This window comes from Acuticoccus kalidii (genome assembly GCF_021556395.1).
Taxonomy (GTDB): Bacteria; Pseudomonadota; Alphaproteobacteria; order Rhizobiales; family Amorphaceae; genus Acuticoccus; species Acuticoccus kalidii.
The window spans coordinates 345,360-360,643 of record NZ_JAKGCS010000015.1 but is presented as its reverse complement, the minus strand read 5'-3'; the positions used below and the strand labels follow the sequence as shown (position 1 = coordinate 360,643).

The window sequence follows — 15,284 nt, the reverse complement described above, 5'->3', positions numbered from 1 at the left end:
AAAGGGGAGGATCCATGAAGAAGCTGATCAACGCGGCCGACGCCGTGCTCGCGGAGAGCCTTGCCGGCTTCGGCAAGGCGCACGCCGATCTCGTCGAGGTCTCGCAGGAGCCGCGTTACGTGATCCGCCGGGGCGGCGGCCGGCCGGGCAAGGTGGCGCTCGTCTCCGGCGGTGGCTCGGGCCATGAGCCGATGCACGCGGGGTTCGTCGGGACCGGAATGCTCGACGCGGCCTGCCCCGGCGAGGTCTTCACCTCCCCGACGCCCGATCAGATGATCGTCGCCGCCGAGGCCGTCGATGGCGGGGCCGGCACGCTCTTCATCGTGAAGAACTATGCCGGCGACGTCATGAATTTCGAGATGGCGGCGGAGATGCTCGACGGCGAAAGCGCCACCATCCTCACCAATGATGACGTGGCGGTGGAAAGCTCGACCCACAGCCAGGGCCGGCGCGGCGTCGCGGCGACGGTGATCGTCGAAAAGATCGTCGGCGCTGCCGCCGAGCGGGGCGACGATCTCGCTGCGCTGAAGGCGCTGGGGGACCGGGTGAACGCCGCCTCGGGCACGATGGGGGTCGCGCTGTCGAGCTGCACGGTGCCGGCGGCCGGCCGACCGACGTTCGATCTCGGCCCGGACGAGATCGAGATGGGCGTCGGCATTCACGGCGAGCCGGGACGGCGGCGCGAGACGATCCGCCCAGTCGATGCGCTGGTCGAGGATATGTTCCGCGCCATCCAGAAGGAGATTGCCCCCGAGGGGGAGGTTCTTCTGCTCGTCAACGGGATGGGCGGGACGCCGCTTCTCGAGCTTTATCTGGTCTATGAGGCGGTGGCGAAGCTGTGCGCGAAAGAGGGCCTCACGATCGCCCGTTCGCTCGTCGGCAACTATTGCACCTCGCTCGAGATGCAGGGCTGCTCGGTGACACTCACGAAACTCGACGCGGAGATGAAGACGCTCTGGGACGCGCCGGTCCATACCGCCGCGCTTCGCTGGTAGCGGCCTCCGCTTTATTGGAGGGTGAGGCTCACGCCGACAGGGCCTTCGCCGAGGCCGTCATAGACGGCCTCGATAAGGCCGGGCGCCGCCATCTGGAACCGGCCCATCGAGCCGAGGCTCAGAAGGTCGCCCGCTTTGAGCGGCATCCCGCGTGCATTGGCGGCCTTCACGATCCACAGGACCGCCTCCAGCGGATGGCCGAGAAGGTTGGAGGCGTCGGCCTCCGCGAGCAGCGTTCCGCCGCGTGAGAGCCGGCCCTTGATGGCGAGGAGGTCGTCGGCTGTCATCCCGTCGATCGGGACGGGCTCGCCCATGACGCCGGCCCGCGAACCCGCATTCATGGCGAGGAGGAGCGGGCCCTTCACCTCGACGCCTTTCGGCGTCATGAGGTCGCCGAGCTCGATGAAGGGGATCACCGCATCGAGTGCGGCGAGCGCCTCCTCGGGCGTTTTCGCCTGGTTGATCGCATCGCTCTTCACGCGGACGAGGAGATCGAGCTCGAAGATCATCCGCGCGCCTTCGGCGATCTTCACCGTGGCGCCGCTCCGGCGCATTTGATCCTGGAAGAGGACGCCGAGGACCGGCCCGTCGAGTCCGAGCTGCTTTTGCGCGCCGGGCGAGGTGGCGGCGGCCTTGTAGCCGATCACCGGGCCGAGTGTTTCGGAGAGGAGGGGAAGGAGCCTGTCCTGATGACAGGCGCCGTCCGGGATGGTGCGGATCATTTCGGCCGCCTTGGCGCCCTCGGGATAGGGCGCGGCCTTGAAATAGGCGTCCGCATAGGGGCCGGCAAAGTCGAACACGCCGCACGAAGACTGCGCTGCGGCGGGGGTGACCGCCAGGGCCAGAACCGTTGCAATCACCCACTTCGCCATGCCGCCCCCCAATTTTGTGTCGGGGTCAGGCGGCCTTGAGCTGCGGCGCGGCCTGATAGTTCAGGATCGGCGCGAGCCAACGTTCGGCCTCCGCGACGTCCCAGCCCTTGCGCCGTGCGTAGTCTTCGACCTGATCCCGTTCGATCTTTCCGATCCCGAAATAGAAGCTGTCGGGATGCGAGAAGTAAAGACCGGAAACCGACGAAGCGGGCCACATCGCGCAACTTTCGGTGAGGCTCACGCCCGTCCGCTCTTCCGCCTCGAGGATCTCGAACAGGGTCCGCTTTTCCGTGTGATCGGGCTGCGCCGGGTAGCCCGGTGCGGGGCGGATGCCCTGATAGGTCTCCTCGATCAGCTCTTGCGGCGTCAGCGTCTCGTCCGCGGCGAAGCCCCAGATCGAGCGGCGGATGCGCATGTGCGCGTATTCCGCGAACGCCTCGGCGAGCCGGTCGGCGAGGGATTGGAAGAGGATCTTGTTGTAGTCGTCCCCGTCCTTGGCGAACCGCGAGGAGATCGCTTCTTCGCCGAGGCCGGCGGTCACGCAGAAGCTGCCGATATAGTCCTGCGGGCCGCCGATCGGGGCGATGAAGTCCGCGAGGGCGGCGTTCTTGCGATCGCCGGAGCGGGGCATCTGCTGGCGCAACGTGTGGAGGCGCGTGATCTCCGCCCCGTCCGCGTCATAGAGCACGATGTCGTCGACGTCCGACTGGGCGCGCCAGAGGCCGATCACACCCTTCGCCGTCAACCACTTCTCGCGCACGACGCGCTCCAACATCGCCGTCGCGTCCTTGTAGAGCGGACGGGCGGCCTCGCCATAGCGCGGATCGTCGAGGACGCGCGGGAAGGCGCCCTTGATCTCCCAGGCCGAGAAGAACGGCGTCCAGTCGATGAAGGACACCAGCGTTTGGAGCGGCGCTTCGATCGTCTGCAGGCCGAGCTTGGGCGGAACGGGCGGCGTGTAGCTCTCCCAGTCGAGGGCCACCTTGTTCGCCCGCGCCTGCTCGATGCTGATCCGCTTCTTGTCGCCCTGGCCGCGCAGATAGCGCTCGGCGACCGACTTATAGTCGTCCCGGATCTCCTCGACATAGGCCGCACGGTCTTTGAGAAGGCGCGAGCACACGCCCACCGCACGCGAGGCGTCGGTGACGTAGACCGCCTGACCCGCCACGTAGTTCGGGTGGATCTTCACCGCCGTGTGGATCTTCGAGGTGGTGGCGCCGCCGATTAGCAGCGGGACATTGAAGCCCGTGCGCTCCATTTCGGCCGCGACCGAGCACATCTCGTCGAGCGAGGGGGTGATGAGGCCGGAGAGGCCGATGATGTCGACATTCTCCTCCTTCGCCACCTCGAGGATCCTCGCCGCCGGCACCATCACGCCGAGGTCGATCACCTCGAAATTGTTACACTGGAGCACGACGCCGACGATGTTCTTGCCGATATCGTGGACGTCGCCCTTCACTGTGGCGAGCAGGATCTTCCCGGCGTTGGAACGCGGGCTGTCCTCCTTCTCGGCCTCCATGTACGGCATCAGATAGGCGACGGCCTGCTTCATCACGCGGGCCGATTTCACGACCTGCGGCAGGAACATCTTGCCGTCGCCGAAGAGGTCGCCGACCACGTTCATGCCGGCCATCAACGGCCCCTCGATGACGTGGAGCGGACGTTCGGCGGCCTGGCGGGCCTCCTCGGTGTCCTCTTCGATATATTCGGTGATGCCGTGCACCAAAGCGTGCTTCAGCCGCTCGTTGACGTCGCCTTCGCGCCAGGTGAGGTCCTGCTGGCGCTTGGCGCCGGGGCCGCCCTTCCACCGCTCGGCCGCTTCGAGCAGGCGCTCGGTCGCGTCGTCGCGGCGGTTGAGGACGACGTCCTCGCACAGTTCGCGCAGTTCGGCATTGAGATCGTCGTACACGGCGAGCTGGCCGGCATTGACGATGCCCATGTCCATCCCCGCCTTGATGGCGTGATAGAGGAACACGGAGTGCATCGCCTCGCGCACCTGCTCGTTCCCGCGGAACGAGAATGAGAGGTTCGAGACACCGCCCGAGATGTGGGCGCCCGGCAGGTTCTCCCGGATCCAACGCGTCGCGTTGATGAAGTCGTTGCCGTAATTGTTGTGCTCCTCGATCCCGGTCGCCACGGCGAACACGTTGGGGTCGAAGATGATGTCCTCGGCCGGAAAGCCGTTCTCGGTCAGGAGCTTATAGGCGCGCTCGCAGATCTCGATCTTGCGCTCGTAGGTGTCCGCCTGGCCCGTCTCGTCGAACGCCATGACGACGGTCGCGGCGCCGTAGCGGCGCACGAGATCGGCCTCGGCGAGGAACTTCTCCTCGCCTTCCTTCAGCGAGATCGAATTGACGATCGCCTTGCCCTGGACCTGGCGCAGCCCCTCTTCGATCACCTCCCATTTGGAGGAATCGACCATGACCGGCACGCGGGCGATGTCGGGCTCGGAGGCGACGAGCTTCAGGAAGGTGGACATCGCCGCCTTCGAATCGAGCAGCCCCTCGTCCATGTTGACGTCGATGATCTGCGCGCCGTTCTCCACCTGATCCCGCGCGACATCGAGCGCGGTGGCGTAGTCGCTCTCCTTGATGAGCTTGCGGAAGCGCGCCGAGCCGGTGACGTTCGTCCGCTCGCCGACATTCACGAAGGGAATGTCGGAGGTGAGGGCGAACGGCTCGAGGCCGGAGAGCTGCATGACGCCGCTCGATTCGGGCACCTTACGCGGCTCGTATTTGTCGACGGCCTCGCGGATCGCCGCGATGTGGTCGGGCGTCGTCCCGCAGCAACCGCCGACGATGTTGAGGAGGCCGCTCTTGGCGAACTCCTCGAGCTGGCGGCCCATATAAGCGGGCGATTCGTCGTATTCGCCCATCTCGTTCGGCAGGCCGGCGTTCGGATAGGCGCACAGGAACGTGTTCGCGACGCGGGAGATCTCCGCGACGTGGGCGCGCATCTCCTCCGCGCCGAGGGCGCAGTTGAGACCGATCGAGAACGGCTTCGCGTGGCGCACCGAGTTCCAGAACGCCGTCGGCGTCTGGCCGGAGAGCGTGCGGCCGGAGCGGTCGGTGATCGTGCCGGAAATCATGATCGGCACGCGCCGCACGCCTTCGGCGAACAGGCCCTCGATCGCGAAGATCGCCGCCTTGGCGTTCAGCGTGTCGAAGATCGTCTCGATGAGGAGAAGGTCGGCGCCGCCATCGATGAGGCCGCGCGCGGCCTCGGCGTAGGCGCTCGCAAGCTCCTCGAAACTGATCGCGCGGAAGCCCGGGTCGTTCACGTCGGGCGAGAGCGACAGGGTCCGGTTCGTCGGGCCGAGCGCGCCGGCGACGAAGCGCGGGCGGTCGGGCTGTTCCTTCGACACCTCTTCGGCCGCCGCCTTCGCGACTCGCGCGCCGGCGACGTTGAGGTCGTAGACGCGATCTTCGAGGCCGTAATCGGCCTGCGCGATGCGGGTCGACGAAAAGGTGTTGGTCGCGACGATGTCGGCACCGGCCAGCAGATATTCGCGATGAATCCGCTGGATCGTGTCCGGCTGAGTGAGGACGAGGACGTCGTTGTTTCCGGCCTGCGGGAGGTCGGACTGGATCGTCGTCGCATTCGCGCCGCCGCCCGCGCCGAGGAATGCGTCCTCGTCGAACTTCTCCGCCTGGATCATGGTGCCCATCGCGCCGTCCAGGATGAGGATGCGGCGGCGCGCTTCGTCGGCGAGTCTCTTGGGCATCAAATTACTCCGAACGTCTCTGGGTTCAGGCCGCCGCGGCGACCTCTGTGGTCGGCTTGAGGCCGATCAGGCGGCAGAGCGCGTAAACGAGCTCCGCCCGGTTCATGGTGTAGAAATGGAAGCGATCGACGCCGCGCTTCTCGAGGTCGGCGACCTGCTCGGCCGCGACGGCGGCGGCGACGAGACGGCGCTGCTCCTCGTCGGTCTCGAGGCCCTCGAAACGGGCGGCGAGCTTGTCGGGAACGGACGCGCCGCACATGTCGGCGAAGCGCTTCACCTGCTTGAAGGAGTGGACGGGGATGATCCCCGGCACCAGCGGGATGTCGATCCCGCGCTTGGCCACCCGCTCGCGATAGGCGTCGAACAGCTCGTTATCGAAGAAGAACTGGGTGATCGCCCGATCGGCGCCGGCGTCCACCTTGGCGGCGAGCTGGTCGATATCGGCGTCCCAGTTGCTGCTGTCGGGGTGGCACTCGGGATAGGCGGAGACCGACACCTCGAAGGGCGCGATCGCCTTGATGCCCGCCGTCAGCTCGGCGCCGTTGGCATAGCCGTCCGGGTGGGACTTGTAGGGCGTCCCCGGACCTTCCGGCATGTCGCCGCGAAGGGCCACGATGTGGCGCACGCCGGCGTCCCAATATTCGCGCACGACCTCGTCGACCTCAGCCTTCGAGGCGGCGACGCAGGTGAGGTGCGCTGCGGCCTTGAGGTTGGTCTCGTTGACGATGCGGCGCACGATGGAGTGCGTGCGCTCGCGCGTCGAGCCGCCGGCACCATAGGTGACCGACACGAATTGCGGGTTCAGTGGGGCGAGCTTTTCGATCGACGCCCACAGCGTCTCTTCCATCGCCTCCGTCTTCGGCGGAAAGAATTCGAACGAAACGAGCGGGGTCGTCATGCGAATGCGCCCTCCTTGTGGCGGGTCTCATCTGAGTTGATCCGCGGGTCGTGCGCGAGCCACAGGGTCACCGTCAGTTCTGAATCGGTGCCTGTGAGGTCGCAGACCTCGTCGGTCTCCAAATTTGCGGTGCGCAACCATTCGGCCATTTCCTCACGGCCGATGCCGAGACGGCGATGCTGCGCCTCGCTGCGAAGTGCCTCCAACGTATGAGGCGCGAAATCGACGACCAGAAGCCGACCGCCGGGGCGCAAGGTCCGCGCCACTTCGGCGACCGCCCGACCCGGATCGTCGAGATAGTGAAGCACCTGATGGAAGATCACGACGTCGAACGAGTCGCGCGGGAGCGACAAAGCGTAGACGTCGTCCTGCATCAGGCGTGCATTGGTGATGCCGGCGCGGGCAAGGTTCGCCCGGGCGACCGACAGCATGGCGGCCGACGCGTCGATGCCGGTCGCCCGCTCGGTCTGGTCGGCGAGAAGCTCCAGAATGCGGCCCGTGCCGGTGCCGACATCGAGGAGCGTGCGCACCGGACGGTCGGTCAGCATGGCGCGCATCCGCGCCTCGACCTCGGCCTCCGGTGCGTGAAGCGAACGAATATGGTCCCACACCTCGGCGTTCGCGGCGAAGTAGCCGGCGGCAGCCTCGGCGTTCGCCCGATGCGTCGCGGCGCGGCGTTCGCGGTCGCGGGTGTGCGTCGGGTCGGCCGAATCGAGATGGTCGAGCACGATATCGGCGAGCCGATAGCCGTGATCGTCCTCCGCGAGGCGATAGAACGCCCACGCCCCTTCCGCTGACCGCGTCACGAGACCCGCGTCGGCGAGAAGCTTCAGATGGCGTGAGATCCGTGGCTGGCTCTGTCCGAGGATCGAGGTCAAGTCCTTCACTGTGAGGTCGGCGTCGGACAACAGGGCAAGGATGCGTAAACGCGTCGATTCCCCTGCCGCACGCAGGATCGCTACGAGCTTGTCGTGTCCGCCCACCGTCGCCGGCTGCTCCACAACACCCAACATGCGCATTTCCATATAAAGAAATCTTTATGACGTTATGGAGTGCGCGAGCCATCCTGTCAATGCCGAGCCGGTTTTCGGGCCGGTGGCGGGGCGTGTCGATTGCTGCGACGATCGGTCTGTCGGGCCGGCCTTGAGACGGCCTCGCTCGTTCGTCATGCCGCCCTACTTGAACACCCGCGATGAGCGCCGGTGTCCATTGTACAATCGCGGACCCCGAACGAAGAGTGGGAGGAAGCCCATGTGGAAGTCGTCGAGCCTTGCCGGTGCCGTTCTGGTGCTCGCCATGAGCGTGCCGGGCGCGAGCGCATACGCGGCGGAGGGGCCGTGCGGCGCGAGCCACATCCTGGAACGCGGTGAAACTTTCTACGATGTCAGCACGCGCTGCAACGTTACGCTGAGCGCGCTGATGATGTCGAACCCGCAAATCAGCAATATCGATTCGGTCGCGCCCGGTACGGAGGTCGTGATTCCGAACCCGGTCGCCGGCTTCGGCGATGAGCCGCTCGAGGGCTCGCGCGAGGCTGCGCCGCTCGCCGGCACGCGCCATGTGGTCGAGCCGGGCGAGAGCTTCGCCTCGATCGCCACCCTTTACGGGACGACGGTGACGGTGCTCGAAACCGCCAATCCCGGCATTCAGGAAGCCGATCTGCGGCCCGGCGCCTCGCTCATCATCCCCGCCGCGGCGACCGACGGTGATGGCAACCCGGTGGCGACTGGGCCGAGCTCGGTCGAAGGGCGCCTCGCGGCGGGCTCGCAATGCCCGATCGTGACGACGGCGGCGGGCGAGGTGGTCGGCCTCATCGGCAACACGCAGGGTTTCCGCAACGGCGACTATGTTCGCGTCGAGGGCGACCTTGCCGAGCAGAATGCCTGCACGCAGGGAACGCGCACGATCAATGTCGCGCGCATGTTCACGGTCGACCCGCCCCTCGGCCAATAATAATGAGGCGTTCGGGTTCGGGCGAAATGCATCCGGGCCCGGTCGCGCGCGCTATTCCGCGGCGAGGGCGCGGGCCTTCTCGCGCAGACTGAATTTCTGGATCTTGCCCGTCGAGGTCTTCGGCAGCACCTCGAACACGACCTTTCGCGGCGCCTTATAATGCGCGATCCGCTCGCGGACGAAGGCGATCAGCCCGGCTTCGTCCGCCTCGCCGCCGGCGACGAGCTCGACGAAGGCGCACGGCGTCTCGCCCCAGCGCTCGTGCGGCATTGCCACCACGGCGACGCTCGCGACGGCCGGATGCGCGTAGAGCGCGTTCTCGACCTCGATCGAGGAGATGTTCTCCCCGCCCGAAATGATGATGTCCTTCGCGCGATCCTTGATCTCGATATAGCGGTCGGGATGGAGGACGGCGAGGTCGCCGGAATGGAAATAGCCGCCGGCGAAGGCCTTTTGCGTCGCCGCCTCGTCCTTCAGATAGCCCTTCATGATCATGTTGCCGCGCATCATGATCTCGCCGATCGTCTCCCCGTCGGCGGGTGTCTCTTCGAGCGTTTCCGGATCGCGCACCGACACGCCGGCCTGCAACGAGTAGCGCACGCCCTGGCGCGCCTTGAGGCGGGCGCGCTCGGGAAGGTCGTGCCCGTCCCAATCCGGGTTCCAGGAGGAGACGAGGGTCGGCCCGTAGGTCTCGGTGAGGCCGTAGACCTGGGTCACCTCGATGCCGATCTCTTCCATCTTGCCGATCACCGAGGCGGGCGGCGGCGCGGCGGCGGTCATCATGCGGATCGGCCGGTCGGCGACGAAGCCGTGCTTGCGCGCGCCCTCGATCACCATCTGCATCACGATCGGCGCGCCGCCCAGATGGGTGACGCCATGGCGGGTGAACGCCTCGATCATCGAGTCGGGATCGACATGGCGAAGGCAGACATTGGTGCCGGCCATCAGGGCGATGGTGTAGGGGAAGCACCAGCCGTTGCAATGAAACATCGGCACCGTCCAGAGATAGACGGGAAAGCGTGGGACGGTCCAATCCACCATGTTGGAGACCGCCGTCGTCGCAACGCCGCGATGCGAGTAGACGACGCCCTTCGGCCGCCCCGTGGTGCCGGAGGTGTAGGACAGGGAAAACGAATCCCACTCGTCGGCCGGGCCCTCATAGACGAGCGGTTCGTCGGCGAAGAGCGCCTCATAGGACAGATCGCTCGGCCCTTCGGTCGGCGCCTTCGCAAGCGGATCGTCGATCCGCACCACCGTCGGCGGCGTCTCGACGCGCGTCAGCGCCTCGCCGAGAAGGCCGGCGAACTCGCAATCGACGAGGACCATCTTCGCCTCGGAGTGGGTGAGCGAATAGGCGAGGGTGTCGGCGTCGAGGCGGATATTGAGTGGCAGAAGGATCGCGTCGGCCATCGGCACGCCGAAATTCGCCTCCACGAAGGCCGGCGTATTGGGGCAGAGGATCGCGACGACATCGCCCTTTTCGATGCCGTGCGCCTTGAGGCCGGCGGCGAGGCGCCGGGCGCGCCGATCGAGCTCGGCCCAACTCATGCGCTGCTCGCCATGGATGACGGCGATCCGGTCGGGGAAGACCTCGGCGGTTCGACCGAGGAAATGCAGGGGCGTGATCGCCGCGATGTTGGCGTCCTGCCGATGAAGTCCGCGTTCGTCCATGGCGCTAAGAATGATCCAGCATGTCTGCGAATTGGGAGAAGGGCACGGGGAAGGAGTAGAGATAGCCCTGTGCATAGCGGCAGCCGATATCGCGCAGCACCTCCTGCTGCTCGATCGTCTCGACACCCTCGGCGATGACGTGCAGGCCCATCGAGCGAGCGATCTGGATGATGCCCTTGACGATCGCGCGCTTCCGTCGGTCGGTCTCGATCCCGAATATGAACTGCTTGTCGATCTTGATCTCTTTGACGGGGAAGCTCGTGATGTGGATCAGCGAGGCGTAACCCGTGCCGAAATCGTCGAGCGAGAACTCGACGCCGGACGACACGAGGAACGAGATCTTGTCGTGCAGCGCCTGGTCGTCGACGCCGATGATCACGTCCTCGGTGATCTCGATGATGAAGTCGTTCGGCTTCAGGTTCCCGTTGCGCGTCTTCTCCAGGAACGTGTCGAGGAAATCGTTGCGCAGCACCTCGGTCCGCGAGGCGTTGATCGAGACGCGGAAGGGCCGGTCGGTGATCTGGCGCAGCTTGGCGATGTCGGTGATCACCGCGTCGAGCACGGCCCGACCGACGCGGCTGCCGATCTCGTGATCGTCGAGCGCGTAGGCGAAATCCTTCGCGTCGAGCAGCATGTCCGGCGTCTGCCAGCGCACCAGCGCCTCGACGCCGACGATCTCGTTCGTCTCGATGTCGATCTGCGGTTGATAATAGGGCACGAACTCGCGCCGGGCGAGGCTGTCGCGCGCCCGCCGCAGGATCGTCTCGCGCCGCTTCACCGCGTCGTTGGCGATCTGCCGATCGAACACGGCGATCGGATTGTCGAGGCGGCGTCTGGCTTGGGACAGCGCCATCTCGGCGGCGCGGGTCAGCTCCTCGGGCCCGCTCGCGTGCTCAGGATAGAAGGCGATCCCGACCGACATGTGGATGCCGTCGCCCGCGCCCTCTTTCTGCATCTCGTCGATCTGTTCGCGGAGACGGCGGATCGGCGGCCCCAGCGCGTCCCGGTCCTTCACGTCGTTGAGGAGGATCGCGAATTCGTTGAGCGAGACGCGGGCGATGGTGTCGCTCTCACGCATGACGGCGGCGATCCGCGCGGCGACGTCCATCATGTGCTTGTCGGGCACGGTGTAGCCGGCGCGTTCGGTGAGGCGGGCGAAGTCGGAAATGTCGAGGATGACGAGGGCGAAGGATTTGTTCTCGCGCCGCGCACGTTGGACGGCGGTCGCCATGCGGTCCTCGAAGAGGAGGCGGTTGGGCAGGCTCGTCACCGGGTCGTGGTTGGCCGCCCACCAAAGCCGGCGCTCGGCGGAAAGCTGGGCCGTCACGTCCTGGGTGATGCCGTAGAGCTTCGTCCCGTTCACGGCGCGGCCGACGGTGCGCACGATGCGCCGCTCGCCCGCCGGCGTGCGGATCGGGGTGGTGAGGTCGAAGCCGCTGCCGTCGGCGGCGGCCCGTTCGAGCTCGAGGCTCAGCTTCTCGCGCGCCGGCGAGGGGTAGAGCTGAAGAACGCGATCGAGCGACAGCTCGCTGCCGGGCTCGAGGCCGTGGATCGCGTAGATCTCGCGCGACCAGATCAGCCGCCCGGTCGACAGGACGTGCTCCCAGCCGCCGACTTTGGCGAGCTCTTCGACATGGGCGAGAAGCTCATGTGAGGTGAGGAGCTTGCTGCGCTCGGTCCTCAGCCCGTCGATCCGGTCGAAGATCGGCAGCGCCGAGGTCGCGGCGCGGCGGAACGCACGGGCGGCGACGCTCTTGCCGTTCTGCGGGATCTGGAACACCACGGCTTCGGTCTCGGGAAACACGATCGCGGCCGCGGTCGCCACCTCCGGCGCCGTGACCGGGACGTCGATCACCCGGCTCGAATGGGCTTCGTCGACGTCGAAATTCGCCTCCGCGACGCCGGCGAGGACGGCGGCGACGATCGTGCGCCGTTCCTCCGGCGGAAGCCGCGAAAACTCCGACGAGGCGGCGCGCAACTCTTCCCCGTCGAGGGCGATGACCCCGCAATGACGCACGCCGATATTGTCGGCGAGCAGATTACATGCCGCCGTCGCGAGGTCGTCGAACGGGTCGCTGCATGCCTCCAACGCGAAACCTTCCGGCCTGTGCCCGCCTTGTGGGTGGCGGAACTCGATGATTGTCAGCCAGTATATGCGCCCGATTTGGACATAATCTAATCATTTTCGCCGAAGCCGGACGCAACGAGCGCCGTCAGCGATTCGGCGGCCTCCTCGGCGTCGGCTCCGCTCAATTCGACGGTGATGGTGCTGCCGAACGGCGCGCCGAGCATCAGAAGGCCCATGATCGACCGGCCATCGACATCGTGCCCGTCCTTCGAGACGGTGGCGTCGGCGTTGAAGCGCTCCAGCTCCCGGACGAAGCGGGCGGCGGCGCGGGCGTGGAGGCCCCGTCGGTTGACGAGCTCCAACGAAAGCTTGCGACTTGTCACGGATGTCAGTTGCCGGCGAGCACGTGGCTCGCGACGCTGATATATTTGATCCCGGCTTCCTTGGCGGCGGCGACCGCGGTCGGAAGGTCCATCGTGGCCCGTGCGCTCGACAGTTTGACGAGCATCGGCAGGTTTACCCCGGCGATCACCTCGACCTTGCCCTGCGGCATCACCGAGATTGCGAGGTTCGATGGCGTGCCGCCGAACATGTCCGTCAGGATGACGACGCCCTGTCCTTTGTCGACCCGAGCGACGGCGGCGACGATATCGGCGCGTCTTTGCTCGATATCGTCATCCGGTTCGATCGAAATGGGTTCTACGGCCTCCTGCGGCCCGACCACGTGCTCAAGCGCAGCGCGAAGCTCCTGCGCCAATCGTCCGTGGGTGACGAGTACGAGCCCAATCACCTGTCGCCCCCTCTTGTCCGACCCTCGTGCGGATCGTTGTCGGGCGGACGTTGACGGCGGATGTACCGAGCCGTCAACCCATCACCCGCGAGAAGGTACGTGACACTTTGCGCCGAAATCTTGGTCGTGCGCGCCGGAAGCGTCACCAAGGGAACGTCGATGCCCTCGAGGGTGACATTTCGGGCATCCTCGTCCGGGTAGCGCGGGGCCTCGCCGGCGGGGAGAAGGTCGACGACGAGATCGACCCGGACGGCCGCGAGCGCGTCGGCGGCGCAGATCCCGAGCCCCCGCACCTCCATCGCGCCGGCGATCGCCGACGGGGCACGGGCGATGAGGCGGCCATGGGCGGCCGAGAGCGCCGTCCGGTCGTCCGCGACGAGGCGGGAAAAGCGGCCCTTCGCGTGCCAGTCGGCGAGAAGGGCGAGGGCGAGGGCGCTCTTGCCCGCCCCCGACGCACCGCGGATCAGGACGCCCGATTCGCCGAGCGCGACGGTCGTCGCGTGGATCGTCGGCGCGGTCATCGCACGCCGGTCGGCCCGATGGGGAGGCGGACGGTGAAGCGCGCGCCCGCGACGTCCCGTTCCGGGCCGAGCGTCGTTCGGTGGCGGTTTTCGGCGAAGATCTCACCGTCATGGGCTTCGATGATCTGGCGCGAGATCGCGAGGCCGAGGCCGGAATTGTCGCCGAAGGACTGCTGCTCGGAACGGTCTGTGTAAAAGCGCTCGAAGATCCGTTCGAGCACCGATTCGTCGATGCCGGGGCCTTCGTCGTCGACCACGACCTCGATGAAATTGGTGAAGCGCTGCGCCGTCACCGTCACGCTCCCCCCGCGCGGGGTGAAGGAGCGCGCGTTGTCGATGAGGTTGGTGAAAACCTGGCCGAGCCGGCTGTCGTTGCCAACCACCTGGAAACCCTGCGGCGAGGGGCGTTTGACGAGCCGGATTTTCTGCTCCCGGTCGTTGGCGAGCTCGGCCTGCGTCGCCACCACGGCGTCGAGCAGTCGGATGAGGTCGAAACGCTCATGACGGTAGCGGTTGAGCTCCGCATCGAGCTTGGAGGCGTCCGAGATGTCGGAGATCAGCCGATCGATCCGCCGCACGTCGTGTTCGATGATCGCGAGGAGCTTCTCGCGCGAGGCTTCGTTGCGGGCGAGCGGCAGGGTCTCGACGGCGCTGCGGAGCGAGGTGAGCGGGTTCTTCAATTCGTGCGCGACCTCGCCGGCGAAGGCCTCGATCGCGTCGATGCGCGAATAGAGCGCGACGGTCATCTCATGCAGCGCGCGGGAGAGGTTGCCGATCTCGCTGGAAACGCGGATCTGCGGCATCGGCACGTAACCGCCGCCGCTCTTGATCTGTTCGGCCGTCCGCGCGAGCCGCCCGATGGGGCGCAGGATGCTCGCGGCGATCACCAAAGACGCGATGACGGCGACCACGGCGGCGGCGAGAAAGACCTTGAGAATTGCGAGCTCGCGATCGCGCGCGATCTCGGTGATGAGGCCGGGCGCGCTCACGACGCGGATGGCGCCGACCACATCGCCGGCGCTGTCGGTCAGCGGGGCGGCGACGGAAACGGTGATGTCGCCGGCATCGTCGGCGCGTTGCTCCGCCGACTTGACCCCGCCGAGCGCAGCGGAGACCTCGGGCGGCGTCACCGATCCGGCGGCCGGCTGCGTGGTCGCCGGGATCGAGGAGGCGGGGGCGCTGTTCGCGGCGATGGGCATTTCCGTCGTGCGGACGAAGAAGCCCGAGAGATAGCGCCATACGATCTCGATCAGCGTCGGCTCGGTGGTGATCAGCGGGGGAAGCTGCGCCGCGGCGACGTCCTCGCGCGTGCGGAGGGCGAAGCGGCTGTCGGCGATCAGGCGGCCACCGACGCCGAAGACCTGGGCGCGCGTCGTCGTCCCCTCGAGCAGCTTCGAGAAGAGGCGTTCGACGCTGTTGAGGTCGATGGCCGTCTCCGCCGCCGGCGGGGCCTCGGTTCCATCGGGGGCGGGCGCGGTGGCCTGCTCGGCCGCTTGCGGCACGACGAGGCGGATGACGGGTTGCCCGTCTTCGTTGCGCGATCCGCTGATGGCCATACCGACCGCATCCGCCTGGACGAGCAGCGTCTCGAGCTGCGCGTCCGCCACGGTGGTCCGAAGCTGGAGGCTGTAGAGCGTGAAAAACAGCAGCACGATGAGCCCGAACAGGCTCACCGCCATGATTTTCAAGGCAAGCTTCGACACTCCGACGGACGACCAAGTGAAGTACCGCCGGCGTTGAGGTCGAAATAGCTCCTTCAGCGGTGCGTTGAACCGCTCTTGAAGGGACATCG

Annotated in this window: 12 protein-coding genes; 2 read left to right on the top strand and 10 right to left on the bottom strand. The window is 66.7% G+C overall.

Annotation, left to right across the window (positions count from 1 at the left end; translation table 11 throughout):
- Positions 1-14 precede the first annotated feature (14 nt).
- Entirely contained in the window at positions 15-995 is a 981-nt protein-coding gene (gene dhaK, locus L1787_RS09675) for a dihydroxyacetone kinase subunit DhaK (RefSeq protein WP_235708598.1), read from the top strand.
- 11 nt (positions 996-1,006) lie between these two features.
- Here the strand turns inward: dhaK and L1787_RS09670 are convergent, their stop codons facing one another.
- The 4 genes from L1787_RS09670 to L1787_RS09655 are packed head-to-tail and all read right to left on the bottom strand — an operon-like array spanning position 1,007 to position 7,502.
- Positions 1,007-1,867 carry a 2-keto-4-pentenoate hydratase gene (locus L1787_RS09670; protein ID WP_235708597.1) on the bottom strand — a complete coding sequence of 287 codons (861 nt, stop codon included), beginning with the start codon at positions 1,865-1,867 and terminating at the stop codon, positions 1,007-1,009.
- A gap of 25 nt (positions 1,868-1,892) precedes the next feature.
- Positions 1,893-5,591 (bottom strand): methionine synthase, encoded by a 3,699-nt coding sequence (gene metH, locus L1787_RS09665; protein WP_235708596.1) that lies wholly within the window; start codon positions 5,589-5,591, stop codon positions 1,893-1,895.
- A gap of 25 nt (positions 5,592-5,616) precedes the next feature.
- Positions 5,617-6,489 (bottom strand): methylenetetrahydrofolate reductase [NAD(P)H], encoded by an 873-nt coding sequence (metF, locus tag L1787_RS09660; RefSeq protein ID WP_235708595.1) that lies wholly within the window; start codon positions 6,487-6,489, stop codon positions 5,617-5,619.
- Positions 6,486-7,502 (bottom strand): ArsR/SmtB family transcription factor, encoded by a 1,017-nt coding sequence (locus tag L1787_RS09655; protein ID WP_235708594.1) that lies wholly within the window; start codon positions 7,500-7,502, stop codon positions 6,486-6,488. The genes metF and L1787_RS09655 overlap by 4 nt, the downstream gene beginning before the upstream one ends.
- 238 nt (positions 7,503-7,740) lie before the next feature.
- Here L1787_RS09655 and L1787_RS09650 point away from each other — a divergent pair, with 238 nt between their 5' ends.
- Positions 7,741-8,442 (top strand): LysM peptidoglycan-binding domain-containing protein, encoded by a 702-nt coding sequence (locus L1787_RS09650; RefSeq protein ID WP_235708593.1) that lies wholly within the window; start codon positions 7,741-7,743, stop codon positions 8,440-8,442.
- Between the two features lie 51 nt (positions 8,443-8,493).
- Here the strand turns inward: L1787_RS09650 and L1787_RS09645 are convergent, their stop codons facing one another.
- From L1787_RS09645 to L1787_RS09620, 6 genes are all read right to left on the bottom strand, one after another.
- Positions 8,494-10,113 carry an AMP-binding protein gene (locus tag L1787_RS09645; RefSeq protein WP_235708592.1) on the bottom strand — a complete coding sequence of 540 codons (1,620 nt, stop codon included), beginning with the start codon at positions 10,111-10,113 and terminating at the stop codon, positions 8,494-8,496.
- A gap of 4 nt (positions 10,114-10,117) precedes the next feature.
- Positions 10,118-12,202: a putative bifunctional diguanylate cyclase/phosphodiesterase gene (locus tag L1787_RS09640; RefSeq protein ID WP_235708591.1), complete on the bottom strand. Its 2,085-nt coding sequence runs from the start codon at positions 12,200-12,202 to the stop codon at positions 10,118-10,120.
- 86 nt (positions 12,203-12,288) lie between these two features.
- On the bottom strand, positions 12,289-12,564 hold the full coding sequence (locus L1787_RS09635; protein ID WP_235708590.1) for an HPr family phosphocarrier protein: 276 nt from the start codon (positions 12,562-12,564) through the stop codon (positions 12,289-12,291).
- Positions 12,565-12,569: 5 nt separating this feature from the next.
- A complete protein-coding gene (locus L1787_RS09630; protein WP_235708589.1) occupies positions 12,570-12,971 on the bottom strand; it encodes a PTS sugar transporter subunit IIA in 402 nt (133 codons plus the stop codon).
- The gene (locus tag L1787_RS09625; protein ID WP_235708588.1) at positions 12,968-13,492 is read right to left on the bottom strand and encodes an HPr kinase/phosphorylase; all 525 of its coding nucleotides are present in this window, start codon (positions 13,490-13,492) and stop codon (positions 12,968-12,970) included. The genes L1787_RS09630 and L1787_RS09625 overlap by 4 nt, the downstream gene beginning before the upstream one ends.
- Positions 13,489-15,282 (bottom strand): stimulus-sensing domain-containing protein, encoded by a 1,794-nt coding sequence (locus L1787_RS09620; RefSeq protein WP_255720374.1) that lies wholly within the window; start codon positions 15,280-15,282, stop codon positions 13,489-13,491. Before L1787_RS09620 ends, L1787_RS09625 begins: the two co-directional genes overlap by 4 nt.
- Positions 15,283-15,284 lie beyond the last annotated feature (2 nt).